At 54.2% G+C, this 14,318-nt stretch carries 12 protein-coding genes; 3 read left to right on the top strand and 9 right to left on the bottom strand.

All coding sequences use genetic code 11. From position 1 onward, the window contains the following. Positions 1 to 81 precede the first annotated feature (81 nt). The 3 genes from malM to malK form a co-directional block, all read right to left on the bottom strand. A complete protein-coding gene (malM, locus tag J2125_RS12760; protein ID WP_017801682.1) occupies positions 82 to 1,014 on the bottom strand; it encodes a maltose operon protein MalM in 933 nt (310 codons plus the stop codon). A 129-nt stretch (positions 1,015 to 1,143) separates the two neighbouring features. Further along, positions 1,144 to 2,457, bottom strand: coding sequence for a maltoporin (locus J2125_RS12755; RefSeq protein ID WP_017801683.1), 1,314 nt, complete (start codon positions 2,455 to 2,457; stop codon positions 1,144 to 1,146). A 25-nt stretch (positions 2,458 to 2,482) separates the two neighbouring features. Continuing rightward, positions 2,483 to 3,607 (bottom strand): maltose/maltodextrin ABC transporter ATP-binding protein MalK, encoded by a 1,125-nt coding sequence (gene malK / locus J2125_RS12750; protein ID WP_017801684.1) that lies wholly within the window; start codon positions 3,605 to 3,607, stop codon positions 2,483 to 2,485. Positions 3,608 to 3,948: 341 nt separating this feature from the next. Between malK and malE the strand changes: the two genes are divergently transcribed. The 3 genes from malE (at position 3,949) to malG (ending at position 7,684) form a co-directional block, all read left to right on the top strand. Then, positions 3,949 to 5,145: a maltose/maltodextrin ABC transporter substrate-binding protein MalE gene (gene malE, locus J2125_RS12745; RefSeq protein ID WP_017801685.1), complete on the top strand. Its 1,197-nt coding sequence runs from the start codon at positions 3,949 to 3,951 to the stop codon at positions 5,143 to 5,145. A 99-nt stretch (positions 5,146 to 5,244) separates the two neighbouring features. Beyond that, entirely contained in the window at positions 5,245 to 6,783 is a 1,539-nt protein-coding gene (malF, locus tag J2125_RS12740; protein ID WP_017801686.1) for a maltose ABC transporter permease MalF, read from the top strand. A gap of 10 nt (positions 6,784 to 6,793) precedes the next feature. Continuing rightward, positions 6,794 to 7,684 carry a maltose ABC transporter permease MalG gene (gene malG, locus J2125_RS12735; protein WP_017801687.1) on the top strand — a complete coding sequence of 297 codons (891 nt, stop codon included), beginning with the start codon at positions 6,794 to 6,796 and terminating at the stop codon, positions 7,682 to 7,684. A gap of 68 nt (positions 7,685 to 7,752) precedes the next feature. On the opposite strand, the gene psiE is transcribed toward malG, so the two are convergent. The 6 genes from psiE to pgi all read right to left on the bottom strand — a co-directional run bounded on the left by psiE (position 7,753) and on the right by pgi (position 14,281). Next, positions 7,753 to 8,151, bottom strand: a complete 399-nt coding sequence (gene psiE, locus J2125_RS12730; protein WP_017801688.1) for a phosphate-starvation-inducible protein PsiE — start codon at positions 8,149 to 8,151, stop codon at positions 7,753 to 7,755. Positions 8,152 to 8,289: 138 nt separating this feature from the next. Further along, a complete protein-coding gene (locus J2125_RS12725) occupies positions 8,290 to 10,380 on the bottom strand; it encodes a YjbH domain-containing protein (RefSeq protein ID WP_017801689.1) in 2,091 nt (696 codons plus the stop codon). Then, complete coding sequence (locus J2125_RS12720) at positions 10,380 to 11,123, bottom strand: capsule biosynthesis GfcC D2 domain-containing protein (protein WP_017801690.1); 744 nt, start codon at positions 11,121 to 11,123, stop codon at positions 10,380 to 10,382. Before J2125_RS12720 ends, J2125_RS12725 begins: the two co-directional genes overlap by 1 nt. Further along, positions 11,120 to 11,767, bottom strand: a complete 648-nt coding sequence (locus J2125_RS12715) for a YjbF family lipoprotein (protein WP_026111775.1) — start codon at positions 11,765 to 11,767, stop codon at positions 11,120 to 11,122. The genes J2125_RS12720 and J2125_RS12715 overlap by 4 nt, the downstream gene beginning before the upstream one ends. 77 nt (positions 11,768 to 11,844) lie before the next feature. Further along, positions 11,845 to 12,093: an exopolysaccharide production protein YjbE gene (yjbE, locus tag J2125_RS12710; protein ID WP_026111776.1), complete on the bottom strand. Its 249-nt coding sequence runs from the start codon at positions 12,091 to 12,093 to the stop codon at positions 11,845 to 11,847. A 541-nt stretch (positions 12,094 to 12,634) separates the two neighbouring features. Next, entirely contained in the window at positions 12,635 to 14,281 is a 1,647-nt protein-coding gene (gene pgi / locus J2125_RS12705) for a glucose-6-phosphate isomerase (protein WP_017801693.1), read from the bottom strand. Positions 14,282 to 14,318: the final 37 nt, after the last annotated feature.

Raw genomic sequence — 14,318 nt, 5'->3', positions numbered from 1 at the left:
ATTATCTGGCGCGCCACGCTGAAAAAGGGTGCGCCAAAGACGCACCAATCGTCCAGCAACATCAGCAGCGTGGGGATCTCATCATCCCTTGCCTTTCACACTGCTGATAAAGGTCGCGCGTGCCGATGACGAGCCAAGACGTTCCGCCTCATTCATCAGTTTTAGCGCTTTGTCGATATCACCGGCTTTCACCGCCTGACGAATACCATTATTAAAATAGCTTTCCGTATCGTTCAGCATCAGCTCGGCTTTGGCCGCCGGTGCTGGCGCTGGTGTCGGTGCGCCGGACGGCGCGGCAACCGGCGCCGCGGCGCTGCTGCCAATCACCACCGGTTTTGGATCGGCGGAACCAAAGATTTTACCAATCATAATATTGCCGCTGTTCTGCTCGGTTTTCACCTTCAGCGACAGGGTGCCGGTAGAGGTATGCTGCACCACCGGATCCGGCACATCAGGAATGGCGTTATTCGCCCCTTCCGCATACAGCTTGGCCGGATTGATCATCGTCGAGGTGCGCGCCAGATCGTCAGTGGTGGTGTAGATCAGCAGATGAATCTGCTTCTGACCCAGCACCGGCGTCAGCTTCATGGTGCCTTCCAGCCGGTTGCCGGAGGCAATGCCCGGTTTGGCATACGGAAAATAGCTGCCGGGGAAATACGCCGCGGGCTGTAACTGCTCATCCAGCACCAGTACATTCGGCACATAGACGCGCCGGTCTTTGATAATACTGGAGAGGGTAATTTCCAGCGAACCCTGATCGGCAGGCAGTGCAATGGCGGCGACGGCGCCGCTAATATTGCCCTGATTAAGGGTCACTGATGAAGGGGTCAGCGCAATATCCTGTGACGCTGGCGGCGCGATCGGCAGCCACGAGAGACTTTGCAGTTTGTCATGGGCAATCACCGGGGCGGTTGAGACGTTTTGCGGATTCAGATTAGTGGCGGCAAAACTCGCCGATACGGCGGCAACACTCAGCGCCTGAACCAGGCAGAGTGCGATTACATGCTTTTTCATTGTTGTTTTCCTCAACATGGTCACCCGTCTTCCTCAGGCAATAGGAAGACGGGATTAACACCAGATAACCGATATTTACCCGATAATCTGTAGGGGCGGCGTTATCGCCGCCCGCTCAGACGGGTAAATTTACCACCAGGCTTCCGCCTGAATACCGAAGGAAATCTCATCGTCATCGCCACGGCTGAACTGACGGGCGCTGGTATCGCTTAACGCCGTGCCATTCGCTACGCCGGCAACATAGTTGCTGTCGCCGACGGTAGACGAGGAGTAACCCCATTTCTCATCCCATTTGGCATAGGTAGCGAACAGGCGGATCGCCGGACGCGACCAGATACTGCTGCCCGCCTGCCACTGCTGCGCTAAGGTCACTTTGTACTGGCTGTTGCGGTCGCCGGTATTCTGCGATTTCACGTTGTCGTAGCCGACTTCCAGCAGGGTGCTCATAATTGGCGTCCATTTGTACATCGGACGCGCACCGACAGTGTACCAGGTGGTGCCGTTGTCGTTATCGCGATCGACATCCTGGTACATACCGACATACATCAGGCTCCAGGTGTCATTGAAATCGATCGCACCGTGGTCGATCACGCGGATCATCGAGCCATCGTTGTTCTGCGCGGTGCCCGGACGACCATTGCGGTTCTGCGTCATGGCATCAGTGGCGTACTGGATAACAAATTTGTTCAGGCTGTCGGCAGCGCCGAAGGTCTGGGTATGCTGAATGGTGCCCATCCAGCCATCTTTTGAGTTATCGCTGGAAACACGATCATAGCCATCGGTTTCATTGGCGCTGCCGTAGTCAAAGCCGACCTCCAGTGAACCGCCCGGATTGACCTGCATCTGTCCGAGACGAACATCGAAGATATCGTTTGAGAGATTTTTGGTGCGAGTGACGCCATTGACAAAGGTCTGTGAACCACCGGCTTCACTGTTACGCGTTGCCGCCACCGAGAGCTTACCAATACCAACATCGACATTTTCGAGACCACCGCCAGGACCCGAAATATCCCAGTAGTAGAAGTCGATCATATGTACGTCGTGACGTTGATAGTAACGTTTACCGGCCCAGATATTGGCGCCTGGCAATGAATCAAACAGGTTTTTACCCACCACATTCATCTGACGTACGGCAGGTGAATCCTCTTCATAGTCGTTCTGCTGATCAACCGCATAGCCAATCATCGAATCGACGTAGAAGCTCTTCTCACCCTCTTTCCACACTTCCTGGCCGAGCTGGATTTCGGCGTAAGTTTCACACTCGTTACCGAGGCGATACTTACTGTCGGCGCCAGTGGCCTTAAAGCATTGCTGCTCGCCGCCACTACCGGTCCAGCCAATACCTGAACGTGCATAACCCTTGAAATCAACCGCAGCTGCCTGGGTTGAGATCACCGCTGCAGCCACTGCCACGGCCAGAGGATATTTACGCAGCATTATCATCTTGGTTGTTCTCCTGTTCTCATTATTACTGCTGGCGTGCTTCTACACCTGGCTCACGATGTAACCGGCGACAGGCGCGACCATCCTCACGGAATAAATGGCAACGTTGCGGCGGCAAGCCGATGGCGTATTGGGCACCTTCTTCTACCAGCACCACGTCGTTCTGGCGGTAAACCAGATTCTGACGCAGCGCAGGAATCTCGATATGGATTTGCGTTTCATTGCCAAGTTGCTCGACCACCTGCACCACGCCAGAGAGCGTGACATCAGCAACCTCACTGGGCAGCAGATGTTCCGGCCGGATGCCGAGCGACATATTGGCGCCGATCTGTACGTCGGTGCTGTCGAGCGGCAGCCAGATTTGCTGGCGGTTAGGCAGTTCGACCTGTACCTGGTCGATGGCCTTGTTAGTGACCTTCACCGGCAGGAAATTCATTCTTGGCGAGCCGATAAAACCGGCGACAAAGCGGTTGGCGGGATAGTGATACAGCTCCAGCGGTTTGCCGATTTGGGCAATACGCCCCCCCTCCAGCACCACGATTTTGTCGGCCAGCGTCATCGCTTCAACCTGATCGTGGGTGACATAAACCATGGTGCGCTGTAGCCGTTTATGCAGACGGGATATCTCAATGCGCATCTGCACACGCAGCGCCGCATCCAGATTCGACAGCGGCTCATCCAGCAGGAAGACCTGTGGTTCCGCGACCAGCGTGCGACCAATGGCCACGCGCTGACGCTGACCGCCGGAGAGCGCTTTCGGTGGGCGCTCCAGCAGATGTCCCAGCTGCAGCACATCCGCCACCTGGGTGACGCGCTGCTGAATTTCCGCTTTCGGACGGCCCGCCAGTTTCAGGCCGAAGGACATATTTTCCGCCACTGACAGATGCGGATAGAGAGCGTAAGACTGGAACACCATGCCGACGCCGCGCCCGGCTGGCGGCACCTCATTCATACGTTTATCACCAATCAGTAATTCGCCGGAGGTGATCTCTTCCAGACCGGCAATCATGCGCAGCAGCGTGGATTTACCGCAGCCCGAAGGCCCGACAAACACCACAAATTCCCCTTCAGCGATGCTCAGATTGATATCTTTCGATACCACCGTATCGCCCCAGGCTTTGGTGACATCCTTTAGCACCACGCTCGCCATTAACCTCTCCCGTCCCGTTGGTACCACTTATCGAATGGTTGCGAGTGTGTGGGATGTCATCAGGGGTGAAATCCTCCACCTGTGGCTTTTTTATGGGGGAGGAGGCAGGAGGATGAGCCAGACGTCCGGCTACGCAAATACAGGAGATAAAACAGATTTTCGTGATCGAACTGGCAAAAAATGGGGATGTTTTTTGTGGTCTGGCACGCAGAACAGCGTCAAAAAGCCATGGCGATCACAGTTCCGCCATGTGGGGCGTAGAGTCGGGGAGGATGAGGCGCAGTGCAGTTATCCGCAGACTGCTGGCGGTAAGACACTGCTAATGATTAGAGGAAAGGGAAATGTCAAAGTTCAAACTGAATACAAAAATGCTGTGGTTGTGTGCCTTAACCAGCGCCATGTTGCCCGCTGCGGCGCTGGCGAAAATTGAAGAAGGTAAGCTGGTCATCTGGATCAATGGTGATAAAGGCTACAACGGTCTGGCTGAAGTCGGTAAGAAGTTTGAACAGGATACCGGCATCAAAGTGACGGTCGAGCATCCCGATAAGCTGGAAGAGAAGTATCCACAGGTTGCCGCCACCGGTGACGGACCGGATATTATTTTCTGGGCTCACGATCGTTTCGGTGGCTATGCGCAGTCAGGCCTGCTGGCGGAGGTAAACCCGGACAAAGCGCTGCAGGATAAAATTTACCCCTTCACCTGGGATGCGGTGCGCTTTAACAACAAGCTGATTGGCTATCCGGTGGCGGTGGAATCGCTGTCGCTGATTTACAACAAAGACCTGCTGCCGCACCCGCCAAAAACCTGGGAAGAGATCCCGGCGCTGGATAAGCAGCTGCGCGCGAAAGGCAAAAGCGCAATTATGTTTAACCTGCAGGAACCCTACTTTACCTGGCCTGTTACCGCTGCCGACGGTGGCTACGCGTTTAAAAAACAGGCGGATGGCAGCTATAGCCTGAAAGATGTCGGCGTCGCCAATGCCGGTTCACAGGCTGGCCTGCAATTCCTTGTCGATCTGGTGAAAAACAAACATCTGAATGCCGATACCGACTACGCCATTGCCGAAGCGGCTTTTAATAAAGGCGAAACCGCGATGACCATTAATGGCCCGTGGGCGTGGGGCAATATTGACAGCGCGAAAGTGAACTACGGCGTAACACTGCTGCCCGGCTTTAAAGGCAAACCATCGAAGCCGTTCGTCGGGGTATTAAGCGCCGGCATCAATGCCGCCAGTCCAAATAAAGAGCTGGCGAAAGAGTTCCTTGAAAACTATCTGCTGACTGACGACGGCCTGGCGAAGGTGAACGCTGACAAACCGCTGGGCGCCGTGGCGCTGAAATCCTATCAGGAGAAACTGGCTAAAGATCCGAAGATTGCCGCCACGATGGAAAACTCGCAGAAAGGCGAAGTGATGCCAAATATTCCGCAAATGAGCGCCTTCTGGTACGCCGAACGCACCGCGGTGCTGAATGCGATCAATGGCCGCCAGCCGGTCAAAGCGGCGCTGGAAGATGCGGAAAAACGTATTACCAAATAATCGGCATGAGCGGCGAGAACGCCGCCCCTACATATTATCGTGGTCTTTGTAGGGGCGGCGTTCTCGCCGCCCGCTTTCCCCGAATAAAAGGAAGATTTAATGGCAAAATCTGCATGGTGGCGGCATAGCGCCCTGAAGTGGCTGGTTCTTGCCCTCTGCACGCTGCTTTCCGGTTATCTGGTGGTACTGATGTATGTGCAGGGCGAATATCTGTTCGCCATTCTGACACTGATACTGCTGAGCACCGGGCTGGCGATTTTCGCCCAGCGCCGCGCCTCCGCCTGGCGCTATGTCTGGCCTGGTTTAGCCGGGATGGGACTGTTTGTCCTGTTCCCGCTGGCCTGTACCATCGCCATCGCATTTACCAACTACAGCAGCACCAACCAGCTCACTTTTGAGCGCGCGCAGCAGGTGCTGATGGATCGCCAGTTTCAGTCTGGCAGCGGCTATAACTTCGCGCTCTGGCCACAGGGCGACCAATGGATTCTGGCACTGACTGGCGCTGATAATGCGCAATTTGTCTCCGCGCCATTCCGCTTTGATACGACAAAAGAGCAGACGCTGACTCTCAGTAAAACTGACGCCGCCCCCGCTGGCGAGCGCGCAATGCTGCGGGTAGTAACACAGAATCGTCAGGCTCTCGCAAGACTAACGGCACTGATGCCCGATGGCAGCCAGTTACGTATGAGTTCATTGCGCCAGTTCTCCGGCACCCAGCCGCTGTATACCCTCGGCGACAATGGCGCCCTGACCGATAAGCAGAGTGGCGTGGTGTGGTGGCCAAATGACAGTACCGGTTATTACCAGAGTAAAGATGCGACTCAGCAGTGGAGCGGCGACAAGCTCAGCCCGGGTTACACGGTGACGGTTGGCTGGAAAAACTTCCTGCGCGTGATGACCGATGAGGGGATTAAAAAACCCTTTATGGCGATCTTTGTCTGGACGGTGGTGTTCTCGGCGGTCACCGTACTGCTGACAGTGGCGGTGGGCATGGTGCTGGCCTGTCTGATGCAGTGGGAGTCGCTACGTGGCCGCGCGGTCTATCGCCTGTTGCTGATCCTGCCGTATGCGGTGCCGGCATTTATCTCCATCCTGATTTTTAAGGGGTTATTTAACCAGAGCTTTGGTGAAATTAACCTGATGCTTAACAGCCTGCTGGGAATTAAACCGGCGTGGTTTAGCGACCCGACCACCGCGCGCGCCATGCTAATTATCGTCAACACCTGGCTGGGCTACCCCTATATGATGATTCTGTGCATGGGGCTGCTGAAAGCGATTCCCGATGATCTGTATGAAGCGTCGGCAATGGATGGCGCCACGCCGATGCAGAACTTTTTCCGTATCACCTTACCGCTGCTGATTAAGCCGCTAACGCCGCTGATGATCGCCAGCTTCGCGTTTAACTTTAATAACTTTGTGCTGATTCAGCTGTTAACCAACGGTGGCCCGGATCGTCTCGGCACCACCACCCCGGCCGGTTATACCGATCTGCTGGTCAGCTACACCTGGCGCATCGCCTTTGAAGGCGGCGGCGGTCAGGACTTTGGTCTGGCGGCGGCGATTGCCACGCTGATATTCCTGCTGGTTGGCGCGCTGGCCATCCTTAACCTGAAAGCCACCCGTATGAAGATTCAGTAAGGAGCGATCTATGGCTATCGTACAAAACAAATCGCAGAAGCTGCGGCTGGCCGCCACCCATCTGCTGCTGCTGGGCTTTATTGCGCTGATTATGTATCCGCTGCTGATGGTGCTGGCGATTTCGCTGCGTCCCGGTAACTACTCGATTGGCAGCCTGCTGCCGGAGCAGGTCTCCTGGGATCACTGGAAACTGGCGCTGGGATTCGCCATCACCCATGAAAATGGCAGCGTGACGCCGCCGCCCTTCCCGGTGCTGTTATGGCTGTGGAACTCGGTAAAAGTGGCGGCGATAACCGCGATCGGCATTGTGGCGCTCTCCACCACCTGCGCCTATGCCTTTGCCCGTATGCGCTTTCGCGGCAAAGCCAGTTTACTGAAGGGGATGCTGATTTTTCAGATGTTCCCGGCGGTGCTGTCGCTGGTTGCCCTCTACGCGCTGTTTGATCGTCTGGGGCAATATATTCCGTTTATCGGGCTGAACACCCATGCCGGCCTGGTATTCGCCTATCTCGGCGGCATCGCGCTGCATGTCTGGACGATTAAAGGTTATTTTGAAACCATCGATGGTTCGCTGGAAGAAGCGGCGGCGCTGGATGGCGCTACGCCCTGGCAGGCGTTTCGCCTGATCCTGCTGCCGCTTTCGGTGCCGATTCTGGCGGTGGTCTTTATTCTGTCATTTATCGCGGCGGTCACCGAAGTGCCGGTGGCGTCGCTGCTGCTGCGTGACGTTAACAGCTATACGCTGGCGGTCGGCATGCAGCAATACCTCAATCCGCAAAACTATCTGTGGGGTGATTTTGCCGCTGCGGCGGTGCTGTCGGCGATGCCGATTACCGTGGTCTTCCTGCTGGCGCAGCGCTGGCTGGTGAGCGGCTTAACCGCCGGTGGCGTGAAAGGTTAGTTTTTTTTGGTATTTGCCACTGCTAATGTAGTACCTGTGTCTTTGGCGGCCCTGCGGGCCGCCATTTTTTATTCGCGTTTCAGACGGTTGCTGTTCGCCAGCCACAGGGTGGCAACCAGGATCAGGATCGCCGCCGAATAGGCCAGGGTATCAAACGGGTTTTTATGATCGACAATAATCAGGCGGATAATCGCGGTGATGCCGATATAGATAAAATAGCGCAGCGGAAAGTGATAGCCCGACTGAAAGTACTTCACAATCAGCGCAATAAACTCGAAGTAGAGGAAATAAATCACAATACCTTCAATCAGCAGATAGGACGATGCCTGTTCGCCGGTATTCAGCAGCACATTGGCTAAGTGAATGGTCTCCTTACCCAAAAAGATAATTAAGATCACGCCCAACACCAGCAGGCCGACGTTCAATACCATCTGTAGCGCGGTCGCAATACGCGTTCCGGTAATCATGCTCACACCCTCAACAATTATTGTTATGTACCGGCACAGGCCGATGGCATCAATATGCTTTAGTGTGATGAAGATCACAAGATATGCTGGTCACCCGTAAGTAATAAAAAGGGCGGCGAGAACGCCGCCCGGCCAATATTAACGGAAGTTAATATCGCGATCGCTGGTCATATCATACAGCTGATATTTACGACCCAGCATCTGACCGCCATCACGGGTCAGCGGCGTCCAGTTGATCTGCGCACGACCACGTACCGGCCTGACGCTAAACAGATCCATTGGAATCGAGACGTAGAAGCCTTTGGTAAAGCTGCCCTCACCATACTCATCCGCAGAAACGTTAGTCATCGTCGCGTAAGCGCCGACGGTCACGCCGCTGTCGAACTGTTTGGAGATATCCACGGTGCCGCCTTTATCCTGCGCCAGATACTGACCGACACTCAGTTTTACCAGCACGCCATCCATAAAGCCTGGCTTCCAGTAACCGGTCAGATGTCCGGTTTTGGCGGTGTAGTCAGTGAAGTTCATCATGTTGTCCCAGTCACGCTGCTTCACGTAGTTGGCATCAACACCCACTGCCCAGCTGGAATCAACCGGACGGTAGATCACTTCAGCGCCGCCGCCGCCATACATGGTTTCCAGATAGCCGCCATATACCTGGCCATAGAAGCCATTGCCGAGGTACTGGAAGTAGTTAGCCTGCAGGTTATTCACATAGGCGTCATTCTGCACATACTCACGAATACGGGTACGTACGCGCGGTAGCGTAGAGTCCGGCGGCGGGTTGGTGTAGTTAAACTTGTCGTAGTTATTGATCGCGTTAACAAACACACCGCCATCAAGCACCAGATGGCTGGTCAGCCAGTAATCGACATTACCGGTAACCCCCAGCTGATACATATAGAAGCTTTCTGCACCACCCAGCGACTGGTTAAGCACCGGCGCCATGCTGAAGTTCAGGCTGCCTTTCTCGATGTAGTAACCCTGCTCGGTTTTACCCGGATCGACCGGGTTAATACGCTGCTGCTCCAGCGGTTTTTCATGGCCCAGCGGGTAACCTTCCAGCTGCTGACGCAGGCTGTCGACTTTGGTTTCGGTGGTGACCTGCGGCATGCCATAGCGGGTCTGCGTCACGTCCAGCGTATCGATATTGGCTGGCAGGTTATTCATCAGAATAACGTTGGCGCGATCCACCCCTTCCTGGGTATCACGATACTTATACTGCTCGCCGGTCACATACAGCGTCTTGCCTTTGACCTGCATATTTGGCGCATCAAGACCGGCGTTATATTTCAGGTCGCCCAGCTGGCTTCCCGCCACGGTGCCCTGCAGGAATTCTGACTGCGGCTGCGGACGATAAGCTGGCTTAGGACTGTCGATATGTGGCTGACGCATATCATTAAAATTGTTGCGCAGCGTAAAGCCGAACATATACGTATTGCCGCGCTCGTAGCTGAGGTTGATGTCAGCCCAGTCGGTAATACGGTAAATTGCGCCGACGTTGACTTTACTGTCCTGTTTCAGTCGGCCAGCAAAATCGCCGACATAATCGTTACCTTCATATTCCATTTTCAGACGCAGCGGCTGCCATGGCGTCTGATATTCAACACCACCAAACAGTGCTGACGGCCCATGGAACATCTGGCCGCCATTGATCGAACCGGAGGTGTTGCTGTTGCTGCGGGTACAGTATTTATCGCTGGCTTCACAGAACGGGTTTTTCAGCGTGCCGCTGTTGCCGAGATAACCCCAGCCCACTCCGAGGGTGAAGTCGAGCGGTCCCCAGGCTTTGCTGGCGACAAGGAATTCACTGTCAAACAGACCGGAACCGCCGAGGTCGCGCGCGCCCAGCGACACTTCAGGCAGCCAGAAATTTTCTTCCCACAGGCGCAGTTTCACATCGAAGGCTTTATCTTTATAGCTCTGGTTACCACTGAAGGTTTCCACGGTACTGTAAAGACGGGTGCGCACATCGGTGTATCGGATGGTGGTTTCCAGCCAAGGGAACAGCTGCACTGATGCGGAGTAGAAACGGTACTGATCGTTGTCGCGATAGTTCAGGCTAAACTCACCGTCCTTCGCCATACGCGCCGTCGGCACCTGCAGCAGTCCCACACCACCCATATCTGACTGTGATGGCCCAACCGGTTCAGGATAGCTTGCCGCCTGTGCCTGGCAGGCGCAGGCGACTGACAGGGATAAGAAGCTGAGAAGATAACGTTTTTTCATCAGTCAGGGATCCGGTGCGTCAAAACAGAAATAATTTGCTGGTTCAAATCTTCGTAATCGCCAGGCAATGACCAGGAAGAGAAGCCGAGATAAATGGTCGAACCCGGTTCGACTTCAATATGACGGTGATTCCAGTAGGCAATCGGCACTTCACGCACTTCACCCGATGGCGCAATCACCACCGCAAAATTGCGCTCGCCGCCCGCCAGACGGTCATGGCCGTCGAGGTAGTCGCGGGTTGCCGCACCTGGCTGCCAGCTGACATTACCGCTGCCGCTGACGGTGCCGAACAGCGTGACAGAGTTGGGTTTTGCCAGGGTATAGACATCGTATTCCCCTGACAGACGGCGATTTTCCATCGGCCTTAGTCGTACCCAGTCCGGATCGAGGTTAGCGAACTGCCGTCCGGTGACTTTCACCGCCGCCAGTTGCTGGATAACGTTAGCGATCGCCGCCGCTTTATCGCCATCACTTTCGGCGCGATAAGCGTTAAGGCGTTCGATCAGCTGCTGATACTGCTGTTGCGCTGCGGCGGTGGCCAGTTTTTCGGCAATCACCGTACCCGGCCACCAGGTTTTACCGGCCAGCGCCGGGCTGGCGACCAGCTGGGATAAATTGGCGGCGTGGCTGACAATCGCCATCTCGGCCTGCCCCGGATAATGCACTGTCACCTGGCTATCAGCAGCAGCACAGAGCGGCAGGCAGGAGATAATCCCTGCGAGGAGTAATGTTATTTTTTTCATGATTTCGCGGGCTTCAAGATAGTGGTTTCAACAGGAATGTAGTCAGCACCTAACGCCTGTTGCGTCTGGCGTACCTGACCAGTAGTGGCGTCAATCCAGAAGATGTTTTCCCACGACTTACCGCTATTGGTCATTTCGACCTCTTCACGGTAAACCCGGCAGGCAACCTGACGGCCGGCCAGATCCAGCACCTGATCTTTTTCACGGCTGAAATGGGAAACCGCGGTACCCGAACGCAGTTGCTGGTTCTCGGTCCAGCTTAGGGTACGCGTCCAGCTGTCACCATCGGCAAGCGCTAAGCCCTTCGCCAGCGGATCCTGCTGCAGATTATTGATGTCGACCAGGTTATCGGATAATCCGAGGGTTTTCACCAGTCGCCCTTTACGGGTAACCAGCATCGCCTGATCCTGGGTAATCCATTTCTGCTCGCCATCTTCGTCATAGCCCAGCACGACAAAAATACGCTGACCGTTATCAATGCGCAGATACATGCTGGCATAGGGGACTGAACGTATTCTGTCATTGGTTACGGCAACGTCATCAAGTCCGGTTACAGCAATTTTGACGGTCTCCCCAATCCCCTTTTGGGTTTGGGTACAAGCCTGAAGCAGCAGGCAGAGAAGCAGCAATGGAATATGGCGCACCTGTGTGTCCCTGAACGAATTCCGACAAAGTCAAAAAATAACCACACGGCTGTGTGGTTATGATTAATTGAACCAGCTTAACGAGTTGTGCTCGTCGTGGTTGTGGTTGTTGTACCGGTATTTGAACCGTCACCGCCGCCAGAGGCGGCTAAAGCGACACCCACCAACGCGCCAAGCGCACCAATACCGACAGCCGTAGATGCACCGGCGGACATAGCGCCCGCTTCAGCACCGGCTGCTTCACCTGCATCACCTGGCGCAGCAAAAGCGGCGGAGGCAGCAGCGAAGTACATTATGGCTGCAGTAGCACATAAGACTTTTTTCATAACTAACATTCCCTTCATTAGATGAATGGACAACTTGCCCGGATGGATTCTGGGCCACTCCAGTATAGGGCAACCAATTACCAGAAATCAGGGGGGAGAGTGGGGACAAAACAGCAGGTTAGCGCGGGCTGATATGGTATCAAAACAGCAATTATTAACAACTTGACACCTGTCATTAGGATTTAACGACAGTTAATTACAAAAACAAACAATATATCAGCATAATCATCTGATTTGTCGTTTTTAACTGAGATTATTACCAGAAAGGTGCAGAAATGCAGGGTGATTGATAATTATTGCTAACAATCAATCATTTACGGGATAAAGCATCGCAAAACCGTACCAGCAAAGCATAGAGCGATTCAGAATAATCTTGAGATAAATATGGGCGCCAGTGGAACTTTTCAGAATAAACTCAGACCATATCTGGCGTTTTTGCCAATGTAATAGCTAAAAAATGTGGCGAGGATCGCAGATGTGCAGCAGCAAATGCGCAGCGGAAAGCTGAGAAGGGCCAGCCAAAACTGGCCCTCTGACCGGCTTAACGCCAGGATTTATAGCGGTTAATCAAACCGTTAGTTGAGCTGTCATGACTGCTGACTGACTCAGTGCCACCCAGTTCAGGCAGAATACGGTTTGCCAGCTGTTTACCCAGCTCCACACCCCACTGATCGAAGGTGAAGATGTTGAGAATTGCCCCCTGGGTAAAGATTTTGTGCTCATACAGCGCAATTAACGCCCCAAGGCTGAATGGGGTGATATCACGCAGCAGGATAGAGTTAGTCGGACGGTTGCCTTCAAACACTTTAAATGGCGCGACATGTTCGACCGACTGCGCATCTTTACCCGCATCCGCAAACTCTTTCTCTACCACTTCACGCGACTTACCAAACGCCAGCGCTTCGGTCTGAGCAAAGAAGTTCGACAGCAGCTTGGCATGATGATCGCTAAGGGGATTGTGGCTAATCGCCGGGGCGATAAAGTCACATGGAATCAGCTTGGTGCCCTGATGAATCAGCTGATAGAACGCGTGCTGACCATTGGTGCCTGGCTCACCCCAGATAATCGGACCGGTCTGATAGCTGACGGGCGCACCGGTGCGATCGACATACTTACCGTTGGACTCCATATTTCCCTGCTGGAAATAGGCGGCAAAACGGTGCATATACTGGTCGTACGGCAGAATCGCTTCAGTTTCAGCGCCGAAGAAGTTGTTGTACCAGATACCGATCAACGCCAGCAGCACCGGCAGATTTTTCTCCGCTGGCGTCTCGGCGAAGTGTTTATCCATCGCATGTGCGCCGCTCAGCAGCTGCTCAAAGTTGTCATAGCCGACGGAGAGGATAATCGACAGGCCAATCGCCGACCACAGTGAGTAACGGCCACCGACCCAGTCCCAGAATTCGAACATATTGGCGGTATCAATGCCGAACTCGCCGACGGCTTTACCGTTGGTGGAGAGCGCCGCAAAGTGTTTCGCCACATGCGCGCTGTCGCCCGCAGTCGCCAGGAACCAGTCACGCGCGCTGTGGGCGTTGGTCATAGTTTCCTGCGTGGTAAAGGTTTTTGACGCCACCAGGAACAGAGTGGTTTCCGGATCGACATTCTTCAGCGTTTCAGCAATATGGGTGCCGTCAACGTTGGAGACAAAATGCATATTCAGGTGGTTTTTATACGGACGCAGCGCTTCGGTAACCATAAACGGCCCGAGGTCGGAGCCGCCAATACCGATATTAACGACATCAGTAATCGGTTTACCGGTATAACCTTTCCAGTCGCCGCTGATAATGCGCGCAGAGAAAGCTTTCATCTTCGCCAGCACCGCATTGACTTCCGGCATCACATCTTTGCCATCCACCAGGATTGGGGTATTGCTGCGGTTACGCAGCGCAACATGCAGCACCGCGCGCTCTTCAGTGCGGTTGATCTTTTCACCGGCAAACATCGATTTAATCGCGCCCTGCAGATCGGTCTCCGTGGCCAATGCCTGCAGCTTGTCGAGGGTTTCACTGGTAATGCGGTTTTTTGAGAAATCCACCAGCATCTGATCGTTAAAGGTGGCAGAGAATTTCGCAAAACGATCGCCATCGTTGGCAAACAGATCGGCGATTTGAACATCTTTCATCTGTTCAAAATGCTGCTGCAGTGCCTGCCAGGCAGCGGTTTGTGTCGGATTGATATTTTTCATAGCAACACTCTTTTTTATTTAAGAACCGTAATTCAGA

It is taken from the genome of Winslowiella toletana, assembly GCF_017875465.1.
Lineage (GTDB): Bacteria > Pseudomonadota > Gammaproteobacteria > Enterobacterales > Enterobacteriaceae > Erwinia > Erwinia toletana.
The sequence above is the reverse complement of the archived record's forward strand: the minus strand, read 5'-3'. Positions and strand labels throughout refer to the sequence as shown.

What these genes read in the sequence shown, in the direction of transcription:
- pgi (WP_017801693.1), bottom strand. Translation starts at nt 14,281, where the DNA reads ATGAAAAATATCAATCCGACACAAACCGCTGCCTGGCAGGCACTGCAG.
- J2125_RS12720 (WP_017801690.1), bottom strand. Translation starts at nt 11,123, where the DNA reads ATGAAAAAAATAACATTACTCCTCGCAGGGATTATCTCCTGCCTGCCG.
- J2125_RS12755 (WP_017801683.1), bottom strand. Translation starts at nt 2,457, where the DNA reads ATGATAATGCTGCGTAAATATCCTCTGGCCGTGGCAGTGGCTGCAGCG.
- malK (WP_017801684.1), bottom strand. Translation starts at nt 3,607, where the DNA reads ATGGCGAGCGTGGTGCTAAAGGATGTCACCAAAGCCTGGGGCGATACG.
- malE (WP_017801685.1), top strand. Translation starts at nt 3,949, where the DNA reads ATGTCAAAGTTCAAACTGAATACAAAAATGCTGTGGTTGTGTGCCTTA.
- J2125_RS12725 (WP_017801689.1), bottom strand. Translation starts at nt 10,380, where the DNA reads ATGAAAAAACGTTATCTTCTCAGCTTCTTATCCCTGTCAGTCGCCTGC.
- malG (WP_017801687.1), top strand. Translation starts at nt 6,794, where the DNA reads ATGGCTATCGTACAAAACAAATCGCAGAAGCTGCGGCTGGCCGCCACC.
- psiE (WP_017801688.1), bottom strand. Translation starts at nt 8,151, where the DNA reads ATGATTACCGGAACGCGTATTGCGACCGCGCTACAGATGGTATTGAAC.
- malF (WP_017801686.1), top strand. Translation starts at nt 5,245, where the DNA reads ATGGCAAAATCTGCATGGTGGCGGCATAGCGCCCTGAAGTGGCTGGTT.
- yjbE (WP_026111776.1), bottom strand. Translation starts at nt 12,093, where the DNA reads ATGAAAAAAGTCTTATGTGCTACTGCAGCCATAATGTACTTCGCTGCT.
- malM (WP_017801682.1), bottom strand. Translation starts at nt 1,014, where the DNA reads ATGAAAAAGCATGTAATCGCACTCTGCCTGGTTCAGGCGCTGAGTGTT.